Here is a 20,202-nt window from a genome sequence, read left to right on the forward strand (position 1 = left end):
GGCTAATTTGGACCGAGGGCGCGGCGCGCCAGCGCGGCGCTGCCGGTTGCGCGCGGCGGAGCTGCGGGGCTGGAGGCGGGGGCTGAAGTGCTGGCGCCATTAAGATCCTGGGGGTTGGTCTGCGGAGCCTCGGCGGTAGCAGATGCCCCCTCCGGCCGCAACGGCCGCGGCGGCGCGAACAGGAACCCCTGGCCGAACCGGACATCGTAGTCGAGCAGATCGACCACCGAGCGTTCGCCCTCGATCCGTTCGGCGATCAGGTCGATGCCGTAGCGGCCGAGCAGGTCGGACAGATCGGACGGATGGATATCGGTGCTCGCGATCTGCCTGGCGTCGAGCAGCAGCGCCGCCGGCACCTTGATGAAGCGGACGCTGCGATCGGCGAGCTCGCGCGGCTCGAGGCGAAGGTCGCTGACATGGTCGATCGAGAACCGGTAGCCGCGCTGTGCCAGCGCCGCGAGGTTTTCGCTCTCGGTCCCGCCGAGATTGCGGAAGGTCGCCTGCTTGAACTCGAGCACGAAGGACGGCGCCAGCGCGCGGTTGGCCTCGAGGAAGTCGAGACACTGGGTGAAATGCGCCTGGTTGGACAGCGTCGCCGCCGAGACGTTGCAGAACACGCCGACATCCTTGCTGCGGATCATCAGGCGGCGCAGCACCTGGACGCAGCGAAGCATCACCATGTGATCGATGCGGCCGATCAGGCCGCCGGCCTCGGCCGCCTCGATGAAATCCTCGGCGGCCAGCACCTGGTCGCGCTCGTCGCGCAGCCGCGTCACCGCCTCGTAGTAGCGCACCTTGCGCTGCGGCAGCGTCACCATCGGCTGCAGGTAGATGTCGAGGCGGTTCTCGTCGATGGCCTGCTTGATCGCGCCGATCAGCTGGGTCTGGCTGCGCGAGACCTCCGGCGGAGCCGCAGGTGGCGGCGGAGGCGCAACCACGACGGTCGGCGCCGGCGCAACCCGTTGCAACACATCGTCACGCGGGGACGCGACCGGCTGCATCGCCGGAGCCGCCGCCAGCAGATCCTCATGATGCGCGACGGATGCCGCGAGCTGCCGCACCAGTCCGCCGAGTTCGCTGATCTCGCCGGCCATGCCCTGCATCCGGTCGGCGCCGGTGGAGTTGGCCGAGGCGACGCGGCCTTCGACCGCGGCCAGCCGGCGGCCGAATTCGGCGACCTGGCGGGCAAGGTCGGCGGTGCCGCGCGACAGATCCGCGATCTGGCCGCCGACGTCGCTGCGGTCACGCAGCCGCATCGAGACCGCGTTGTAGAGGATCAGGCAGGTGAGGGCGGTGAGCGCCACGATCGCCGATTCCGATCCGCTGATGCCCGCCACCGAATACAGCACGAAGCCGAGCGAGGCTGCGACCAGCACCATGCAGATGGCGATGAAGATCGTCGAAATGCGAATCATGTCGCGCGCCCGCGCCCTCTGTCCGAACGTCCCCGGACCGCGACCTTAGCACCATTGTTGATTCGACGGGCCAGCGATCTTCGGAACCGGCTGGAACTGCACACGATTTTCGTTTCGCCGGGGTCGGGCTCCGTAAAGCGCCGGAGCCGGCGGCGGCACGCCGGTCAGAGGTCCGCGGCAGCGATCCAGAACACCTCGCCCTCGGAGTCCTCGGTGTCGAGCCAGAGCAGCGGCAGGTTCGGATAGGCGGCCTCGAGATTGTCGCGGCCGCGGCCGATCTCGCAGAGCAGCCCGCCCTGCGGGGTCAGATGTTGCCTCGCCTCATCGAGCAGGCGGCGGACGATGTCGAGCCCGTCGGCGCCGCCATCGAACGCGATCTTCGGCTCGGCACGGCACTCGCGCGGCAACGCCGCCATGCCTTCGGCGTCGACATAGGGCGGGTTCGAGATGATGAGATCGTATCTGCTGCCGCCGAGCGGCTTGAACAGGTCGCCGCGATGCAGCGTCAGGCGACCGTCGAGGCCGTGGTCGGCGACGTTGCGCGCGGCGACCTCGAGCGCGTCCTTTGAAATATCGACGGCATCGACCGCGGCGTTGGGGAAATGCCGGGCGGCCAGGATCGCGAGGCAGCCGGAGCCGGTGCAGAGGTCGAGCACGCGTTCGACCTCCTCGGGATCGCCGATCAGCGAGGTGCCGTCCTCGTCGCCGCCGAAATGCGAATCCAGCAATTCGCCGACGAAGGAGCGCGGCACGATGGTGCGCTCGTCGACATAGAACGGCAGGCCGCGCATATAGACCTTGTTGACGAGATAGGCGGCCGGCTTCCGCGTCGCGATCCGGCGCTCGATCAGGTCGAGGATCTGCTTGCCTTCGGCCACGGTGACGCGCGCGGTGGCGAAGGTCTCGAACTGGTCGGGATGCAGGTGCAGCGTTTCGCAGATCAGGAACGCGGCCTCGGCCACCGGATCGGTGGTGCCGTGCGCGAACACGAGCTTCGCCGCGTTGAAGCGGCTCGTCGCATAGCGCAGGAAATCAAACAGGGTCTGCAGCTCGCCGGCGCCGACTTTCGGCGCTTTCGGCACGGCGGGGCTGCGCCTGGCCGGCACTTTGCTGCGCTTGGCCATCAGGATTTGGTCCAGCGCGCGGCGGCCGCGTCGTCATGACCCTGCGCCTCGATCCAGCTCGCGCCGCGCGCGCTTTCCTCGCGCTTCCAGAACGGTGCGCTGGTCTTCAGATAGTCCATCAGGAACTCGGCGGCCTCGAACGCGGCCTGCCGGTGCGCCGAGGCGGTCACGACCAGCACGATGTTCTCGCCCGGCGCGATGCGGCCGAAGCGATGGATGATGGTGAGGCCCTGCAACGGCCAGCGCGCCAGCGCCTCGTCGGCGTGGCGTCCAATCTCGGCTTCCGCCATGCCCGGATAATGTTCGAGCGTCAGCGCCGCGATCGGCTCGCCCTGCTCGCTGCCGCGGCAGATGCCGCTGAAGCTGACGACCGCGCCGACATCGGTGCGGCCCCTGCTCAAGGCCGCGATCTCCTGCGCGACGTCGAAGTCGGCTTGCTGGATACGGATGGTCGCTGCGACGGTCATGTGGACTTCTTTGCTTGACGCGTTTTCTTCACGCGAACCGGTACCCACTTCGCTCGAAAACGCTATCCTAGCCGCCGGTCATTGGCGGAAAGAACGCGATCTCGCGGGCGCCGGAGATCGCCGCGTCCGATTTGACATGGGCGTGGTCGATCGCGGCGCGGATCACCGTCGGCTTCTCGAAGGCATAGGCGTAGGCATCGTCGCGCGCCGCAAGCCAGCCGATCAGGTCGCCGACGGTGCGCACCTCAGCCGGCGGCTCGACGATCTCTTCAGCCTTGCCGACGCGTTCACGCACCCATGCGAAATATTTCAGCTTCATCCCTCATCCTCCTTGATGAGGTGATGGATGCCAGCACGGAAGTAATCCCAGCCGGTGTAGATCGTGAAGATAGCCGACATCCAGAGCAGCACGATGCCGATCAGGGTGGTGGCCGGGAAGACCTGCTCGCCCGCTTCGCCGGCAATCAGAAAGCCGATCGCCACCAGCTGGATCGTCGTCTTCCATTTCGCCAGCTTGGTGACGGGAACGCTGACCCTGAGCCCTGCGAGATATTCGCGCAGGCCCGAGACCAGGATCTCGCGGCACAGGATCACGATCGCCGCCCACAGCGTCCAGCCATGGATCGAATTGTCGGCGGCCAGCATCAGAAGGCTGGAGGCGACCAGGAGCTTGTCGGCGATCGGATCGAGCATCCGGCCGAAGGCGGACTGCTGGTCCCAGATCCGGGCATAATAGCCGTCGAGATAGTCGGTGATTCCCGCCGCAATGAACACGGCCAGCGCCACCCAGCGCAGCCACAACGGGCCGTCCAGGATCGATTGCCAGTAGACGCAGCCGATCACCACCGGGATCGCGGCGATCCGGGCGTAGGTCAGGATATTCGGGAGGGACATGGTCTTGGTCTGTCCCCGGGTCGTGGCGATGTTCATCCGTTCTACCAATACCGCTGAAGCGAGAAGGTCAACCGTGCGGACGCGTCAAGCGCGACCAGATTGCGCTGCATCGTCATAGCGCCTTAGCTCGTTGTTTAAGCATGATCTTTTCGGATAACTGCCTCACACTTTTCCGCATCATGCCCTAGATGCCCCTGTCGCAGGCGACGCCCTGATGACTCGCCTTTGGTTTAACCCGGCTGGGCGTGGAAAAACTCGAAAATCTTGCGGGCGCTCTCGGCGCTGACGCCGGGAACCTTGCCGAGGTCGGCGATCGAGGCCCGCTCGATCTCCTTGAGCGTTCCGAAGTGGTGCAGCAGGGCACGCTTGCGGGACGGGCCGATGCCCGGGATCTCCTGCAGTCCGGCCTCGCGGATGTCCTTCTTGCGCAGCTTGCGGTGCGAGCCGATCACGAAGCGGTGGGCCTCGTCGCGCAGCCGCTGGATGAAATAGAGCACCGGGTCCCGCGGCTCCAGCTTGATGGCCTCGCGGTCGGGCATGAACAGGGTTTCGCGCCCGGCATCGCGCTCAGGACCCTTGGCCACCGCCATCAGCGAGACCTCGGTCAGCCCGAGATTCTGGAAGATCTCCCGGACCGCGTTGAGCTGGCCGCGGCCGCCGTCGATGATGACGAGGTCGGGCCATTGCGGGAACGAATCGTCATCCGCTTTCGTCTTGGCTGCGGCCTCGCCCTCCGGCGGCTTCAGCAACCGCTTGAAGCGGCGTTCCAGCACCTCGCGCATCATTCCGTAATCGTCGCCCGGCGTCAGCCCTTCGGACTTGATGTTGAACTTGCGGTACTGGTTCTTCATGAACCCGTCGGGTCCCGCCACGATCATCGCGCCGACCGCGTTGGTGCCCTGGATGTGGCTGTTGTCGTAGACCTCGATCCGCTTGGGTGTGTGCGGCAGGCCGAGCGTCGAGACCATGCCCTCCAGCAGCCGGCTTTGCGTCGCGGTATCGGCGAGCTTGCGCCCGAGCGCCTCGCGCGCGTTGGTGAGCGCGTGGCCGATCAGCTCCTTCTTCTCGCCGCGCTTCGGCACGGAGACCTCGACCTTGGATCCGGCCTTGACCGACAGCGCGTCGGCGAGCAACGCGCTTTCCTCGATCTCGTGCGACAGCAGGATCAGCTTCGGCGGCGGCTTGTCGTCGTAGAATTGCGCGAGGAACGAGGACAGCACTTCTTCGGGCGTGAAGCTCTTCTCGGCCTTCGGGAAATAGGCGCGGTTGCCCCAGTTCTGGCCGGTGCGGAAGAAGAACACCTCGACGCAGGAATAGCCGCCCTCCTGGTGGATCGCGAACACATCGGCCTCTTCGACCGTGCGCGGATTGATGCCCTGCTGCGACTGGATTGCCGACAGCGCCGCGAGACGGTCGCGGTACAGCGCCGCGGTTTCGAACTCGAGCTCGCCGGAGGCCTTCTCCATCTCGGCCGCGAGCAGCTCCTTCACGGCGTGGCTGCGGCCGGAGAGGAATTCGGTCGCCTCGCGCACCAGTTCGCTGTAGCCGGGGAAGTCGATCTCGCGCGTGCAGGGGCCGGCGCAGCGCTTGATCTGATAGAGCAGGCAGGGCCGGCTGCGGCTTTCGAAGAAGCCGTCGGTGCAGGAGCGGATCAGAAACGCGCGCTGCAGCGCCGTGATGGTGCGGTTGACTGCGCCTGCGTTGGCGAACGGGCCGAAATAGCGCCCGGGCCGCGACTGCGCGCCGCGATGCTTGAGGATCTGCGGCGCCCAATGGTCGCCGGTGATCAGAATGTAGGGAAACGACTTGTCGTCGCGCAGCTGCACATTGAAGCGCGGACGGAGCTGCTTGATCAGATTGGCTTCGAGCAGCAGCGCCTCGGTCTCGGTCATGGTCGAGACGATCTCGACCTGCGTGGTCGCCGCGATCATGCGCAGGATCCGCGCCGGCAGCGGCGCGTTGGCCCGCGCGTAGGACGACAGCCGCTTTTTGACGTTCTTCGCCTTGCCGACATAGAGCACGTCGTTGGCAGCGTTGAGCATGCGGTAGACGCCGGGCGAGGTCGGGGCGAGGCGGACCGCGTTCTCGATCGCGGCATGCCCGACCGAGAGCGTGCCCTCGGCGACCGCCTCGGCGGCGTCCTCCGAAGTCTCGGGCAGGCGCGCCTCGTCCTCCTCCTCGGCGGCGGAGGTTTCGGGATCGACGTCACTTGTATCGAGCGTCAGATCGTCCTGCGGCAGGTCGGACTTCGAACCGCGCCGTGGTTTGGGGGCAGCCTTGGAGTCAACCTTGGAGTCAACCTTGGGGGCCGGCGTCGGGCGCTCGGGAGAATCGTGAACCATGGGCCGTAAACTAAGTGCTTGGGCGAGCGGTCGCCAGCGTTGACGGCACCTACAAAAAGCACCTCGATTGCAGGAGGTTACCGGCCCCGCACGGGCGCCGGGAAGGGGTGCGTAACACCTTGTTAAGACTGATGAGCGGGCCGGTAACCGGGCTTAACAGCCCTTTAACTTAAAACTCTCGATAAACCTTAGCGAAAAAAGTGGAATTCCGTAACCACGCCGGCCCTCGCCGGCGGGCTGCGGCAGTTGCGTTCTGGAGAGTACCAATGACCCGGTTTGTTGCGCGTGCGCTGGCACTGATCGTTGCAGGCTGGACGACCTCGGCCGCGTCGGCCGACCTCAATTACGGATCGCCCTATACCGTCTATCAGCCGCTCAATGCCTATAGCTGGGCGGGCCCCTATCTCGGCGGCAATGTCGGCTATGGCTGGGGCTCGGTGGAGAACAACCCGACCAAGCCGTCCGGTTTCGTCGGCGGTGTACAGGCCGGCTACAACTTCCAGAACGGCTCCCCCTGGGTGTTCGGTATCGAGGCCGATATCCAGGGCACCACAGCCGACGACCGGTTCGCGCCGTGGAAGTTCTCCAACCCGTGGTTCGGCACGGTGCGCGGCCGCGCCGGCTATGCGGTCAATAACGTGCTGTTCTACGCGACCGGCGGTCTCGCCTTCGGCGAACTGCGCGGCGAGACGTTCGGCATCACGGAGAGCCACACCAATGCGGGCTTCACCGTCGGTGCCGGCGCCGAAATGGGCTTTGCCCCGCACTGGAGCGCCAAGATCGAGTATCTCTACGTCGACCTTGCCAACAGCAATTTCACGATCACCGGTGGTGTGTCGAACGGCTACAGCTTCAGCCTGGTTCGCGCCGGCATCAACTATCACTTCTGAGAACAAGAAAACGTCGACCATCAACTCCCGGCCGCGCCTAGCGCGGCCGGGTTTTTCTTTGTGTTGATGATCTCAACGTCGCGCATGCGACATGCATGCCGCGGCGTGCGCGAATCCAATCGGTGGGCCGCACGTGTGGGATATGCGGCTCCGCCGGTCGCGTCCGCATCATGCAGGTGGTCATCCAGCGAGCGCCAGCCACGCGCTCGGCAGCCAACTCACACGCAACGCCTCATTCGGTGTTCATTCCGAGCCGCGCATCGCGAGCGCTCGTCATGAGACCACCAGGTTGACCGCCTTCGGGCCCTTGCCCTTCTTGTCGGGCTCAACCTCGAACGTAATGCGTTGTCCTTCAGTCAGGTCCTTCAATCCTGCACGCTCGACAGCTGTGATGTGAACGAACACATCGCGGCCGCCATCATCAGGCTTGATGAAGCCGTAGCCACGCTCTCCGTTGAAGAACTTGACTGTCCCAGTCATGGCCATCGGGAAACTCCTCCCCCGTATTGCTCCACCGCTACGCGCACGCCGCGTAGCGGTTGACCGACATTCGCTTGTCGGAAGCTTGGCCACCTGAACAGGCCGGCGTCACGCCGCCGGTCTGCCTGGATTTATTTCGGCCTTGTCACTCCGCCGCAACCATTCGCGGAAGCGGAACGTAAAGCCAGTCGTAACAGGATGAGCATAATACGGTTCCGCGCAAATTGCCTATGCTCAAAATTGAACTTTTCAGTAGGAGGTTGTCGATCATGGTTTAGGCGTCTCGAGTCTGAAGCGTCCCGCGCCGCCTTGACCGAGCGGCTTCTCGAGTTCGGGCAGGATGACCTTCAACTCATTCGCCAGCGTCCACGGCGGATTCACCAGCAAAAGCCCTGTGGAAACGAGGCCTGCGCCTGCTTCTTGCGGTGCCACACTGAATTCCAATCGCAGGCATTTGCCGGCGGGCCGGCTGCTTGCTGCTGCAGCAGCCACACTGCGCGTTAGCTCATCGGTGGCTCTCCGGGTTTTTACGGGGTACCACAAAAGATACGAGCCGGTCGGCCACTTCGCGTACGCTTCCGTGAAAGCACTGGCCAGCCGCTCGAACTCGTCCTTCGCTTCGAACGGCGGATCGATCAGCACCAGGCCGCGCCGTTCGTTCGGCGGCACGAATGCGGGCAGCGCCATCCAGCCGTCGAGATCGACGACGCGCGCTTGCGCGTCGCGTCGCAGCGCGTCGATCAGTTGTTTGCGCGCCGACGGTTCGATCTCGCAGGCGGTGAGGCGATCTTGCGGACGCAGCAGCGCCCGCGCGATCAACGGCGAACCAGGATAGGCTTTCAGCTCGCCTTTCGGATTGAATGCTCTGACGATGTCGAGATAGGGCGCGATCAGCGGCAATGCCTGGTCGGAGAGCCGCGCCTGCATCAGCCGCGCGATGCCGGTGAGCCATTCGCCGCCGCGCTGCGCTTCGCTCGACGTCAAATCATAGAGACCGGCGCCGGCATGGGTGTCGATGACGCGGAACGGCGCCGGCTTGTCCTGCAGATAGGTGAGCATGCGCACCAGCACGATGTGCTTGATGACGTCGGCAAAGCTGCCGGCATGAAAGGCGTGACGGTAGTTCATGTGATGATCGTGCTGCGCTCCCAAAGGGTGCGCATGTTGTACTCGTCATGCCCGGGCTTGTCCCGGCCTTCGCTAAAGCTTCGGCGGGGGTAACGTCCGAGCTCGGCGAAGCCTTGGCGTAGCCGGGGCTCCCGGGCATCTGCGCCTTATCTTGCTTGTTTCGCGATGGCGCAGGTGGCCGGGACATGCTGCGCGACGACGCGCAGCGCGGGTCTGCCGGCCATGACCCAGAGTTTCAGCCGCCGCGAACCGGCGGCATCAGCACCTGATCGCGGCGGCAGGCGCGGCGGTCGATTTCCTCGCAGGAGCGGAATTCCAGATCCTTGCTGAGGCAGATCCGCACCTCGCTGAGCCGCTTGCTGTCGCAGGTCACCGAGATCGCGGAGTTGCTGAGGCCCGGATTGACCTTGATGAATGCCGTCTCCAGCTCGTCGGGCGCGACCGTCTTCGGCTCCGACAATTGCAGGAATTCCTCGGGGATCTTCACCGTGGCGCGGGCCTTGCGGATGGCTTCGAAATAGGCGCGCTCGCCGAGACCGGAGCAGGTGCCGTGCTTGTCCCACTCGTTGTAGATCAGCCCGGGCGCCGGCATCAGGTCGAGCATCGAGCTCATGATGCTGCGGGCGAGTCGCGGCGAAGGCCGCTGGCAGTATTCCGGAAAGCCCCGCTCATATTGCGGCCACAGGCCGTGCACCACGAAGGAATATGGCCGTCCGCCGCATTGCGCCTGCGTGCCGCGGCCGTTGTTGCCGCGCTCGCTCGCCGCCTCGCAGAACGAGGGCGACCACGACAGCGACAGCACATAGAAATCGAACTCGCCGGGCGCATTCTGGCGGCGATCCTGGGCCGACGCCCCGACCGCACCGCACAGAATAATGGCAACCGAAATCAAAAATCGGGAAATCGTGTCCAACCGAGGCATCAAACGCTCCCTCACTCGACCGCCCAGAGCCTAGCAGGCCGCGAGAACATTTCAAGAACAAAAAGCCGCCGTCCAAATGGCGGCGGCTCCTGCTTTAGCAATCTGGTCGGAGATCAGGGCCGCGCGGCCTTGCAGGACGGGTTATAGGTCCAGTTGCGGTCGAGCCCCGCGACGCACCATTCGACGCCCTGATTGATGCTGGCAAAGCCGCCGTCCTCGATGATCGAATAGTGCACCTTGCGCACTTTGCCGTCGCTCAGCATCGCCTCGCCCGTGCAATAACGGCGCGGGATATTGTCGGACTGCCAGGGGCGGAAGGCGGTTTCGTGAATCCCGTTGAAGCCGGTGATCACGAGCGGCGAATTCCAGAAGGTGGCTTCCTTTTCCTGGAATTGCGTGCTGATGACCGTCAGGGCCTTCTCGCATGGGGCCACATTGCCGTCATAGCGCGGGCCGGACAGCCAGAAGTTCATTTCGAGCGGATTGGCGGCTTGGGCCGTACCCCCGAAAGCCAGCAGGCCGACCACGAGTGCGGCGCCGAGGCCGAGCTTGCGGCCGAGTTTATTGCGGGAGTTGAACAGGTTGCGCATGGGAATCCACCCGATTATCCGATGCCGCGGACGGTGCCGCGAAGCCCCGGCAAGGTCAAGTGCAGGGCGGCAACACCTGCGGAGAAGTCCACTTTGGGGAGCCGGCTCGTTCTTTTCACGGTCGCCGGCGCACTCTATGTTGGCTCGAAGCGAAATGGAGTCTGCGATGCGAAGGAAATTGGCCGCGTGCCTGGTTGCCGTTTGCGGGATGCTGGCCGTTGTGCCGGCGCGGGCGGATTGGATGCAGCCGGTACCGCCGTTCAAGGGCAATGATACCGGCGGTATCATCGCCTATACGCTGGCGACCCAGAGCGACGCCCGGCAACTCGCAGTCGATCACTGCGCCTCCTACGGCAAGGTGGTTAAGTTCCTTGCGATGCAGAACTATCCGGGCGGCTACATCTCTTTCGCCTGTCGCTGGGTGCCCTATGGCGCAGCCCAGAGGCCGCTGCGCACGCTCTACTGAGCGCGCACCGGATCTTTCGATCGTTCAGCCGGGAGCCGACCGCATGACCCGACAGCTTGCCTTGCTTGGTTCGGCTGTGTGCCTTGTCCTGTCCGCTGGCGCCGCAAGTGCCGTCGACCTGCCGATCCGCAAGGCCGGTCTGTGGGAGATGAAGATGGTGCGCACCGGCGGGCCGATGCCCGAAATCACCATGCAGCACTGCACCGACGAGACCACCGACAAGGAGATGAGCGCGGCGGCCTCGCCGATGGCCAAGGAAGTCTGCTCGAAGCAGGATATCAAGAAGACCGCGACCGGCTATGTCAGCGACAGCGTCTGCAGCGTCGCCGGCATGACGATGCAGAGCCATGCCGAGATCGTCGGCGATTTCAATTCCGCCTACACGGTGAAGAGCACCTCGCATGCCGAGGGCGGCGCGGCCGGCTCGCGCGACACCACGATGACCATCGAGGCGAAATGGCTCGGCGCCTGCAAGAGCGACCAGAAGGCCGGCGACATCATCATGCCCGGCGGCATGAAGATGAACGTCAAGGACATGGAAAAGCTGAAGGGCCTCATGCCCAAGCAGAAGTAGCGCGCAGCGCATCCGGCTGTTGCCGGGCGCCCGAATGCATCGCCTCGCATGCTGAGAGGCTGCGCAGCTTGCACCACCATCACTTCGAGTAGCTCGCGACAAAATTGCAAAGCAATCTTGCGCTGAGGCGATGTGAAATCCATCCGATCCCTCCCCGTCATCTCCGCGCAAAGGCGAAGCCTTTGCGCGGAGATGACGGTTCACCGCGTTCGTGCGCTCCTTGGCGCGCGATGACGTCGACGGATGCAACATCATCGAATGATCGCCGCGTGCTCCCGCGTTCGAGACTCTCTGCGAGAGACGACGCGCATCGCATTCGCATTCGTTGTGTCGAAAGCCTGACGCGCCAACATGTCGTTTTGAATCGTTCCAGCGTTGCGCATCTTGAATCACTCCAGTGTTGCGCTTCGTTTCTGCTTCCATCGATTCTATTTTGCGCGTGTGGAATTTCGATCATCCCGCCGATAGAAGTCCGCCCCAATCGATGCCGGCCTTGTCGCAAACGCGGCTCGATCGATGTCGGCGTAAGGCAATGTGGGGATTTGTTCGGTGGGAATGGCTTCGTTGCGGAGCAAGCGCGGCTTGCTCGCATCAACGGCTGCGATCAATGCGGCGCTACTCGGTTCGGTCATACTTGTGTCAATGGGTGCAGACGTCGCCAGCGCTCAGGCGCAGACAAGTCCTCCGCAGAGCAATGTCAGCGAACTTCCCGCAGTGACGGTGGATGAACCTGGCGCCGCAAGGAAGCGCGGTGCCGTCGTTTCAAGCCAGAACACCAGGACTTCGCGCGCGGTCGCGGCGAACCGGCGCCGCAGTGCCGCGGCGCCCGCCCGGAGCCAGGCTCCGCGGTCGCAAGGCACAGGAGGCGCGATCGGTACGACCACGGGGTACGTCGCAACCGCGAGCACGGCCGGCACCAAGACCAGCACAGCGCTGATCGAAACGCCGCAATCGCTCTCGGTCGTGACGCAAAAGGAGCTAAGGGATCGCAACGTTCAGACGCTCAAGGACGCCGTCAGCTACACGCCCGGCGTGACGACCACGGCGTTCGGCTATGATCCAAGGTTCGATAGTTTCTACATCCGTGGCTTCGACGCGACCTATACAGGGATCTATCGCGACGGCCTGCGCCAGGGCGGCGGCAACTTCGCAATTCCCAAGATCGAACCTTACGGTCTCGACAGCGTGTCGATCCTCCGCGGACCAGCCTCGGGCCTCTATGGCCTCGGCTCTCCGGGAGGCATCGTGGATGTCACGACCAAGCGGCCGCCTTTGACGGCATTCGGTGAGGTGCAGCTGCAGGGCGGCACCTACGACCGTTACCAGGGCAGTTTCGATGTCGGTGGTCCGGTGCCCGGCAGCGATCAGCTGTACTACCGGCTGACGGGCCTGCTTCGCGACGCAAAGACCTGGTACCCCGGCAACGACGACGATCGCGCCTATATCGCGCCGGCGCTGACCTGGCGGCCGGACGCCGACACGTCCTTCACCATCCTCAGCGAATATCAAAAGAGCCGAACCGCCGCCAGCATCGGCAATTTCCGCACGCCTGACGGACAGTTGACCAACATCTATTCGAATGATCCGGCGTTCAGCGCCATGGATCAGAAGCAATATCGCATCGGCTACGCGTTCGAGCACAATGTCGACGACGTGTGGACGGTGCGGCAGAACTTCCGCTTCTATCAGGTCGACGTCGACGCGAAATACACCCAGATCGATTCAATCGACAGCAGCACCAATCTGGCGTCGCGGTCCGCGTGGCGGATCCTGGACAGCTTCAACATGGTGACGCTCGACAATCAGGCCGAGGCCAAGTTCATGCTCGGCGCGATCAAGAATACCGTGCTGTTCGGCGTCGACTACGGTCACTCCTACTACAACGACAAGATCGGTTACGGCCCGGCGCCCGATCTCAATCTCCTGAGCATGAACTACGGCGCCCAGGCCATCGCGACGCCGGCATTCTCGATCTTCAACAAGCAGTCGACCGACGAGGTCGGTGTCTATGCGCAGGAGCAGGCCAAGCTCGGAGGCTTTATTCTGACGCTCAACGGCCGCCAGAGCTGGGTGTCGCAGACCACGACCGCGGGTCTCGACGGCGTGCCGTCAACGCAGAAGGCGACCGCCTTCACGGGCCGTGCGGGCCTGAGCTACGTCTTCGACAACGGCATTGCGCCCTATATCAGCTACGCGACGGCATTCGCCCCGCAGGTCGGCGTCGACGCATCCGGACTGCCGTTCAGGCCGACCACCGGCGAGCAGAAGGAAGTGGGCATCAAGTACCAGATGCCGAACGTTCCGGTGCTGTTGACCGCCGCGGTGTTCGACATCACGCAGGACAATGTGCTGCGTACCGATCCGAACAACATGGCATTCCAGGCAGCGACCGGGCAGGTCGAATCCAAGGGTGTGGAGCTCGAGGCGAAGCTCGCGCTCAAGCAGGGATTTGATCTCACCGCCGCCTACACCCATCTCAACGTCGTGATCACGCAGGGCAATCCCGATACGACCGGCAATGAGCTCTCCGGCATTCCGGGGAATTCCTTCGCCGCCTTCGGCAAGTATACGTTCCAGTCCGGCGTGCCCGTCGAAGGCCTCGGGCTTGGTCTCGGCGTGCGTTATATCGGCACGAACTTCGGCAACGACCAGAACACGTTCCAGAACGCTGCGACGACGTTGTTCGATGCGGTGATCGATTACGATCTGGGCAAGCTGGACCGGCGCTTCCTCGGCGCCACGATGCGCGTCAACGCGACCAATCTGTTCGACACGCACTACCAGACCTGCCAGTCCGGTTACTGTTATGCCGGCGAACGGCGGCAGGTCATCGGCACCTTGTCCTACCGCTGGTAGGTTACACCGGCACCCGCACGACGGCGCGCAGGCCGCCCATCGGGCTTTCGCTGAGCATGATGTCTCCGCCATGCGAGCGGGCGATGTCGCGGGCGATCGCAAGCCCGAGCCCGGTGCCGCCTTCGTCCTGGTTGCGGGCATCGTCGAGCCGCAGGAACGGCTTGAACACTTCCTCGCGCATGTCGGCGGGGATGCCCGGCCCGTCGTCGTCGACCGTGACGTTGAGATAGCGATGGTCGCGATGGCCGGTGATCGAGATCGTGTTGGCGTGGCGCGCGGCGTTGGAGACGAGGTTGGCGAGACAGCGCTTGAACGAGGCCGGCTTCACCGTGACGACGGGCAGGCCGTGGAACGCAACGGTCGCGGTGTGGCCGTGGCGCTCGGCGTCGCTGCGCAATTCCTCCAGCGCCAACGCCATGTCGGTCGGCTGCGCGACCTCGCCGGAATCGCCGCGCGCGAAGGCGAGATAATCCTCCAGCATCATCGACATCTCGTCGACGTCCTTGCGCATCGCCTCGATCTCGGGGCCTTCGCCGATCAGGGCAAGCTCGAGCTTGAACCGGGTCAGGATGGTGCGCAGATCGTGCGATACGCCGGCGAGCATCGCGGTGCGCTGCTCGATCGAACGTTCGACGCGCGCCTTCATCTCGATGAAGGCCTGCGCCGCGCGCCGCACCTCGCGCGCGCCGCGCGGCCGGAAGTTCGGTGCCTCGCGGCCCTTGCCGAAACTTTCGGCGGCGTCGGCGAGCCGCAGGATCGGCTTGATCTGATTGCGCAGGAACAGCACGGCGACGATCAGGAGGATCGTCGAGGTGCCGAGCATCCAGAAGATGAAGATCTCCGAATTGGAGGCGTAGGCCGCGCTGCGCTGGGCGAAGATCCGCATCACCGAATCGTCGAGCTGCACGCGGATCTCGACCAAATTGGATTTACCGACGGTGTCGATCCAGAACGGGCGGCTGATCTGGCGGCCGAGCTGCACCGACAGCGTCTGGTCGAGCAGCGAGAAGAACGGCTTCGGCCCCGGCGGCGGCATGTCGCCGGCGGGAAGGAAGTCGACCACCAGCTGCAGTTTCTGGGCGATGCGGCGAAGCTGCGCGCGGTCCTTGTCCTGCGGGTAGCTCTTGTAGACGTCGATCAGCGCGGCGATATCGGACACCACCGCGGCCGACAGGCGCCGCGTCACCGTGTTCCAGTGCCGCTCCATGAACACGAACGCCACCACGGTCTGCAGGATCACCATCGGCACGATCATAATCAACAGCGCGCGGGCATAGAGGCCGGTCGGCATCCAGCTCTTGAACGCGTTGCCCATCCAGCCGTTCGCCTTCGAGACGCGCTGCGAGGCGTTGCGGATCAGGGTCAGGCCGGAGTCGAGCGTGCTCATGTTCGATACTTATAGAGCGATGGGATTTCGTAGCCCGGATGAGCGAAGCGATATCCGGGGCTTGCTAACCCCGCATATCGCTTCGCTCATGCGGGCTACTTTCTGGGTCATGCTCAGGGCGAAGCCACCAGGCGATAGCCGATGCCGCGCACCGCCTGCAGAAACAGCGGATTGGCAGGATCGTGCTCGATCTTGCGGCGCAGGCGGTTGATCTGCACGTCGACCGCGCGTTCGTTGACGGTACCGCCGGAGGTCAGCTCGGCGCGCGGCACGGTCTCGCCGGGCGCGCTGGCGAGGATGCGCAGCATCTCGCGCTCGCGATCGGTGAGATGGATGATCTCCTCGCCCTGACGCAGTTCGCTGCGCTCGATGTGGAAAATATAGGGGCCGAACGCGATCTGCTCGACGACCGCGACCTGCGGCGGCGCGGTGCGCTTGAGGATATTGCCGATCCGGAGTACCAGCTCGCGCGGCTCGAATGGCTTGGCGACATAATCGTCGGCGCCGATCTGCAGGCCCTCGATGCGGGCTTCCGCCTCGTGGCGGGCGGTCAGCATGATGATCGGCACCGTCGAGGAGCTGCGGATGAAGCGGGCGAGGTCGAAGCCGTTCTCGCCGGGCATCATCACGTCGAGGATCAGCAGGTCGAAATGCAGCCCGAGCAGCTTGGCGCGCGCATCGGTGGCGCTCATTGCCGTCGTGACCCGGTAGCCTTCGCCTGAGAGAAAGCGCGACAACAGGTCGCGAATGCGGCGGTCGTCGTCGACCAGCAGAAGATGCGGCGCGTCGTCGGCCGGCTCGACCGGCGCGCGCATCATGGTTGCAGCCTGCACCAGCTCACTCCCTCGTTTTTCTGCCGCCGCCGAAGATCGCTTCGAGCACCTTGTCGGGATCGTCGCGGTCGATCATCGCGCGGAGGAATTGGCGAACCGTCTCGACGCCGGCCGGATCGATGCCGGCGACCGCGCGGTTGATGCGGTCGGTCTGCAGCCCCGCGAGCTTGGCGACCAGCGCCTCGCCCTTCGGTGTGGCGTAGAGCAGGCGCTGCCGGCGGTCGTTGTTGCCGGTCTTCTGCACGATATAGCCCTCGTCCAGGAGCTGCTTGAGCACGCGCCCGAGCGACTGCTTGGTGATGCGCAGGACGTCGAGCAGGTCGGCGACCTTCAGCCCCGGATAGCGGGTAACGAAGTGGATGACGCGGTGGTGGGCGCGGCCGAAGCCGAACGCCTCCAGCTCCTGGTCGGCATCGCCGACAAAGTCGCGGTAGGCGAAGAACAACAGCTCGATGATATCCCAGCGCAGGTCGCGCGCCCCCGCCGCCGGGGCGTTGTCGTCTCCCTGCGAATCGGGCTTGGCAGCCATGCCTGAGAAATTTATGTCAGTCATATTGACGTATCTTGGGTTCAATGTTACAAAACTGCCTGTCACGACGAAACATTAGGTCGTCTTGTCCTCGACAGCGTTTAAGGCGGCCTGAACGAGCCTGTGAGGCGGTTTGGGCCGCAAATTGGACTACCGTGCGATTGTCGAGCGGCATTTCGGCAAACATACTGGACTTCAGCATTCCGCAAAAGCATGTCTAAACGGCATGTTGGCGATGGAAGCCGGCGGCGCGGCCGGCGGTGGTGAAGTTCGGGCCAGCCGAGCCTGATGGCTCCGGGGGAAACAGGCCGGCGCCGGGTATCGCGCCGGTTCCGACAGCGGAAAGCAAGAAAAATGACTTTGAAATTTGACATCCAGCCTTCGCCGAATGCGACATCCGACAAGGATCGCGCGGCGAAGCTCGTGGACCCCGGCTTCGGCCGGGTCTTTACCGATCACATGGCGATCGTCCGCTACAGCCAGGGCAAGGGCTGGCACAGCGCCCGCATCGAGGCCCGCGCCAATTTTCCGCTCGATCCGGCCGGCGCGGTGCTGCACTACGCCCAGGAAATTTTCGAAGGCCTCAAGGCCTACAAGCGCGACGACGGCGGCGTGAACCTGTTTCGGCCGGACGCCAACGCCCGCCGCTTCCATGATTCGGCCGAGCGCATGGCGATGGCGCCGTTGCCCGAGGATTTGTTCATCGATGCGGTCGAGCAGTTGGTGCGGATCGATCGCGCCTGGATCCCGGGCGGCGAGGGCAGTCTCTATCTGCGGCCCTTCATGATCGCGAGCGAGGTCTTCCTCGGCGTGAAGCCGTCGGCCGAATACATCTTCTCGGTCATCGCCTCGCCGGTCGGTTCCTATTTCAAGGGCGGCCCTGCGCCGGTGTCGATCTGGGTGTCGGAGAATTACACGCGCGCCGCAATCGGCGGCACCGGCGCCGTCAAATGCGGCGGCAACTACGCCGCCAGCCTGCGCGCGCAGGCCGAGGCGATCGAACGGGGCTGCGACCAGGTCGTGTTCCTCGATGCGGTCGAGCGCCGCTACATCGAGGAGCTCGGCGGCATGAACGTGTTCTTCGCGTTCGACGACGGCTCGCTGCTGACGCCGCCGCTCGGCACCATCCTGCCCGGCATCACCCGCGACTCGATCATCGCGCTTGCCAAGGATGCCGGCACGCGTGTGCGCGAGGAGCCCTATACGATCCAGCAATGGCGCGCTGACGCCGCCAGCGGCAAGCTGAAGGAGGCGTTCGCCTGCGGCACCGCGGCCGTCATTTCGCCGATCGGCAAGGTGTGCTCGGCGAGCGGCGATTTCCAGATCAGCGGCGGCGTGGCCGGCCCGGTCGCCATGGGCCTGCGCAAGAAGCTGGTCGACATCCAGTACGGTCGCACCAACGACCCGCATAACTGGATCAGGAACGTCGCCTGACGCGCGGGCTGTACGGTAGGCACTCTCTCTCGCTCCCTCGCCCCGCTCTTGCGGGGAGAGGGTGGGGTGAGGGGCTGCTTGCGCAAACATGGTAAGAGCACGGCTCGCGGAGAGTCCCCCTCACCCGGAATTCAAGCTACGCTTGAATTCCGACCTCTCCCCGCAAGCGGGGCGAGGTAAGAGCGGCCGGATACCTTGCTCCGCGCCGCCTCGGCTGGTAACCCGGCGTATCTTTGTAAGCTACCGCGGCTTACAGACCTTGCAGCGCATGACATGGCCGAGAAACCCAAAAAACCCCAGAAACTGAAGGCGCGCCTGCCGCGCGGGCTGGAAGATCGCGGCCCGGCCGCGATCAATGCCACGCGGGCGATGGTCGAGAAGATCCGCGCCGTCTACGAGCTCTACGGCTTCGAGCCGGTGGAGACGCCGGCGATGGAATACACCGACGCGCTCGGCAAGTTCCTGCCCGACCAGGACCGGCCCAATGAGGGCGTGTTCTCGTTCCAGGACGATGACGAGCAGTGGATATCGCTGCGCTACGACCTCACCGCGCCGCTGGCGCGCTATGTCGCGGAAAACTTCGACGCGCTGCCGAAGCCTTATCGGTCGTATCGGTTCGGCTATGTCTTCCGCAACGAGAAGCCCGGTCCCGGCCGCTTCCGCCAGTTCATGCAGTTCGACGCCGACACGGTCGGCTCGGCGACGCCGGCGGCCGACGCCGAGATTTGCATGATGGCGGCCGACACGATGGAAGCGCTCGGCATTCCGCGCGGCTCCTATGTCGTGAAGGTGAACAACCGCAAGGTGCTCGACGGCGTGCTCGAGGCGATCGGCCTCGGCGGTGAGGAGAATGCGGGCCGCCGTCTCACGGTGCTGCGCGCGATCGACAAGCTGGACAAATTTCCCGCCGACGAGGTTCGCAAGCTGCTTGGTCCCGGACGATGGGATGGCGGCGAAGAAGGCAAGGGCGACTTTACCAAGGGCGCCGACCTGAGCCCCGCGGATGCCGATATCGTCCTGGCCGTCACGCAGCAGCGCGACGATTGGCGAGAGGCGATTGCTGCGGCGGAGACCTATCTGGCGAAGAGCGAAGTTGGTCAGGCCGGCGTGAGCGAGCTCGAGGAGATCGCCAAGCTGGTCGCGGCGTCCGGCTATGGCGCGGATCGCATCCGCATCGATCCCACCGTTGTTCGCGGCCTCGAATACTACACCGGCCCGGTCTACGAGGTTGAGCTGCTGCTCGACACCAAGGACGAGAAGGGGCGCCCGGTGCGATTCGGCTCGGTCGGTGGCGGTGGCCGCTATGACGGCCTGGTCTCGCGCTTCCGCGGCGAGCCGGTGCCGGCAACGGGCTTCTCGATCGGGGTGTCGCGCCTGCAGGCGGCGCTGACGATGCTCGGCGAGCTCGACACGCGGGCCGAGTTCGGCCCTGTCGTCGTCACCGTGTTCGACCGCGATCGTGTCGCCGACTACCAGAAGATGGTCGCGCAGTTGCGCCAGGCCGGCATCCGCGCCGAGCTCTATCTCGGCAATCCGAAGAACATGGGCAACCAGCTCAAATATGCCGATCGCCGCAACTCGCCCTGCGTGATCATCCAGGGCTCGGACGAGAAGGCGCGCGGCGAGGTGCAGATCAAGGATTTGATCGAAGGCGCCAAGGCCGCAGCTGCGATCGCCTCCAACCAGGAATGGCGTGAGACGCGTCCGGCGCAGTTCTCCTGCGCGGAGGCCGATCTGGTCGCCAGGGTCCGCGAGGTCCTGGCGCGGCATGACGTGGCGTGGGGATAGCCATTCGCTTGTGACGTCATGCCCGGCCTTGTGCCGGGCATCCACCTCTTGTTTGATGCGCGGCGACGTGAATGGCCGGGAGG

At 64.7% G+C, this 20,202-nt stretch carries 20 protein-coding genes; 6 read left to right on the plus strand and 14 right to left on the minus strand.

Annotated elements, in window-relative coordinates:
• Positions 1 to 2 precede the first annotated feature (2 nt).
• From ACVMDN_RS01030 to uvrC, 6 genes are all read right to left on the minus strand, one after another.
• Complete coding sequence (locus ACVMDN_RS01030; RefSeq protein ID WP_141342025.1) at positions 3 to 1,415, minus strand: EAL domain-containing protein; 1,413 nt, start codon at positions 1,413 to 1,415, stop codon at positions 3 to 5.
• Positions 1,416 to 1,579: 164 nt separating this feature from the next.
• Positions 1,580 to 2,539, minus strand: coding sequence for a 50S ribosomal protein L3 N(5)-glutamine methyltransferase (gene prmB / locus ACVMDN_RS01035; RefSeq protein ID WP_076825545.1), 960 nt, complete (start codon positions 2,537 to 2,539; stop codon positions 1,580 to 1,582).
• A complete protein-coding gene (locus tag ACVMDN_RS01040) occupies positions 2,539 to 3,006 on the minus strand; it encodes a molybdenum cofactor biosynthesis protein MoaE (protein ID WP_076825543.1) in 468 nt (155 codons plus the stop codon). The genes prmB and ACVMDN_RS01040 overlap by 1 nt, the downstream gene beginning before the upstream one ends.
• Positions 3,007 to 3,073: 67 nt before the next feature.
• Positions 3,074 to 3,325 carry a molybdopterin converting factor subunit 1 gene (gene moaD, locus ACVMDN_RS01045; RefSeq protein WP_028333074.1) on the minus strand — a complete coding sequence of 84 codons (252 nt, stop codon included), beginning with the start codon at positions 3,323 to 3,325 and terminating at the stop codon, positions 3,074 to 3,076.
• Complete coding sequence (pgsA, locus tag ACVMDN_RS01050) at positions 3,322 to 3,936, minus strand: CDP-diacylglycerol--glycerol-3-phosphate 3-phosphatidyltransferase (protein WP_057016624.1); 615 nt, start codon at positions 3,934 to 3,936, stop codon at positions 3,322 to 3,324. Before pgsA ends, moaD begins: the two co-directional genes overlap by 4 nt.
• Positions 3,937 to 4,130: 194 nt before the next feature.
• Entirely contained in the window at positions 4,131 to 6,242 is a 2,112-nt protein-coding gene (gene uvrC / locus ACVMDN_RS01055) for an excinuclease ABC subunit UvrC (RefSeq protein WP_076825541.1), read from the minus strand.
• A 266-nt stretch (positions 6,243 to 6,508) separates the two neighbouring features.
• Here uvrC and ACVMDN_RS01060 point away from each other — a divergent pair, with 266 nt between their 5' ends.
• On the plus strand, positions 6,509 to 7,132 hold the full coding sequence (locus ACVMDN_RS01060; RefSeq protein WP_016844476.1) for an outer membrane protein: 624 nt from the start codon (positions 6,509 to 6,511) through the stop codon (positions 7,130 to 7,132).
• Positions 7,133 to 7,405: 273 nt separating this feature from the next.
• On the opposite strand, the gene ACVMDN_RS01065 is transcribed toward ACVMDN_RS01060, so the two are convergent.
• The 4 genes from ACVMDN_RS01065 to ACVMDN_RS01080 form a co-directional block, all read right to left on the minus strand.
• Positions 7,406 to 7,618: a cold-shock protein gene (locus tag ACVMDN_RS01065; RefSeq protein WP_016844477.1), complete on the minus strand. Its 213-nt coding sequence runs from the start codon at positions 7,616 to 7,618 to the stop codon at positions 7,406 to 7,408.
• Between the two features lie 261 nt (positions 7,619 to 7,879).
• Entirely contained in the window at positions 7,880 to 8,740 is an 861-nt protein-coding gene (locus tag ACVMDN_RS01070) for a 23S rRNA (adenine(2030)-N(6))-methyltransferase RlmJ (RefSeq protein WP_076825539.1), read from the minus strand.
• A 235-nt stretch (positions 8,741 to 8,975) separates the two neighbouring features.
• The gene (locus ACVMDN_RS01075) at positions 8,976 to 9,662 is read right to left on the minus strand and encodes a ribonuclease T2 family protein (protein ID WP_076825537.1); all 687 of its coding nucleotides are present in this window, start codon (positions 9,660 to 9,662) and stop codon (positions 8,976 to 8,978) included.
• 113 nt (positions 9,663 to 9,775) lie between these two features.
• Positions 9,776 to 10,252 (minus strand): hypothetical protein, encoded by a 477-nt coding sequence (locus ACVMDN_RS01080; protein WP_057016620.1) that lies wholly within the window; start codon positions 10,250 to 10,252, stop codon positions 9,776 to 9,778.
• A 166-nt stretch (positions 10,253 to 10,418) separates the two neighbouring features.
• Here ACVMDN_RS01080 and ACVMDN_RS01085 point away from each other — a divergent pair, with 166 nt between their 5' ends.
• Together ACVMDN_RS01085 and ACVMDN_RS01090 are read left to right on the plus strand one after the other, a co-directional pair.
• On the plus strand, positions 10,419 to 10,718 hold the full coding sequence (locus tag ACVMDN_RS01085; protein WP_028341043.1) for a hypothetical protein: 300 nt from the start codon (positions 10,419 to 10,421) through the stop codon (positions 10,716 to 10,718).
• A gap of 43 nt (positions 10,719 to 10,761) precedes the next feature.
• Complete coding sequence (locus ACVMDN_RS01090; RefSeq protein ID WP_057016619.1) at positions 10,762 to 11,292, plus strand: DUF3617 domain-containing protein; 531 nt, start codon at positions 10,762 to 10,764, stop codon at positions 11,290 to 11,292.
• A gap of 428 nt (positions 11,293 to 11,720) precedes the next feature.
• Here the strand turns inward: ACVMDN_RS01090 and ACVMDN_RS01095 are convergent, their stop codons facing one another.
• Positions 11,721 to 11,924: a hypothetical protein gene (locus ACVMDN_RS01095; RefSeq protein WP_194295320.1), complete on the minus strand. Its 204-nt coding sequence runs from the start codon at positions 11,922 to 11,924 to the stop codon at positions 11,721 to 11,723.
• A gap of 88 nt (positions 11,925 to 12,012) precedes the next feature.
• Here ACVMDN_RS01095 and ACVMDN_RS01100 point away from each other — a divergent pair, with 88 nt between their 5' ends.
• Positions 12,013 to 14,148, plus strand: coding sequence for a TonB-dependent siderophore receptor (locus tag ACVMDN_RS01100; RefSeq protein WP_244558687.1), 2,136 nt, complete (start codon positions 12,013 to 12,015; stop codon positions 14,146 to 14,148).
• Between the two features lies 1 nt (position 14,149).
• Here ACVMDN_RS01100 and ACVMDN_RS01105 read toward each other — a convergent pair whose 3' ends face one another.
• The 3 genes from ACVMDN_RS01105 to ACVMDN_RS01115 form a co-directional block, all read right to left on the minus strand.
• Positions 14,150 to 15,535, minus strand: coding sequence for an ATP-binding protein (locus ACVMDN_RS01105; RefSeq protein WP_057016618.1), 1,386 nt, complete (start codon positions 15,533 to 15,535; stop codon positions 14,150 to 14,152).
• 113 nt (positions 15,536 to 15,648) lie between these two features.
• Entirely contained in the window at positions 15,649 to 16,353 is a 705-nt protein-coding gene (locus ACVMDN_RS01110) for a response regulator (protein ID WP_038377300.1), read from the minus strand.
• Positions 16,354 to 16,372: 19 nt separating this feature from the next.
• The gene (locus ACVMDN_RS01115; protein WP_038375766.1) at positions 16,373 to 16,921 is read right to left on the minus strand and encodes a MarR family winged helix-turn-helix transcriptional regulator; all 549 of its coding nucleotides are present in this window, start codon (positions 16,919 to 16,921) and stop codon (positions 16,373 to 16,375) included.
• A gap of 330 nt (positions 16,922 to 17,251) precedes the next feature.
• On the opposite strand from ACVMDN_RS01115, the gene ACVMDN_RS01120 reads away from it, so the two are divergent.
• Both ACVMDN_RS01120 and hisS read left to right on the plus strand, forming a co-directional pair.
• Positions 17,252 to 18,331, plus strand: a complete 1,080-nt coding sequence (locus ACVMDN_RS01120) for a branched-chain amino acid aminotransferase (protein WP_076825532.1) — start codon at positions 17,252 to 17,254, stop codon at positions 18,329 to 18,331.
• A gap of 273 nt (positions 18,332 to 18,604) precedes the next feature.
• Entirely contained in the window at positions 18,605 to 20,119 is a 1,515-nt protein-coding gene (hisS, locus tag ACVMDN_RS01125; RefSeq protein ID WP_076825529.1) for a histidine--tRNA ligase, read from the plus strand.
• The last annotated feature ends 83 nt before the right edge of the window (positions 20,120 to 20,202 follow it).

Source organism: Bradyrhizobium sp. USDA 4510 (assembly GCF_054059095.1).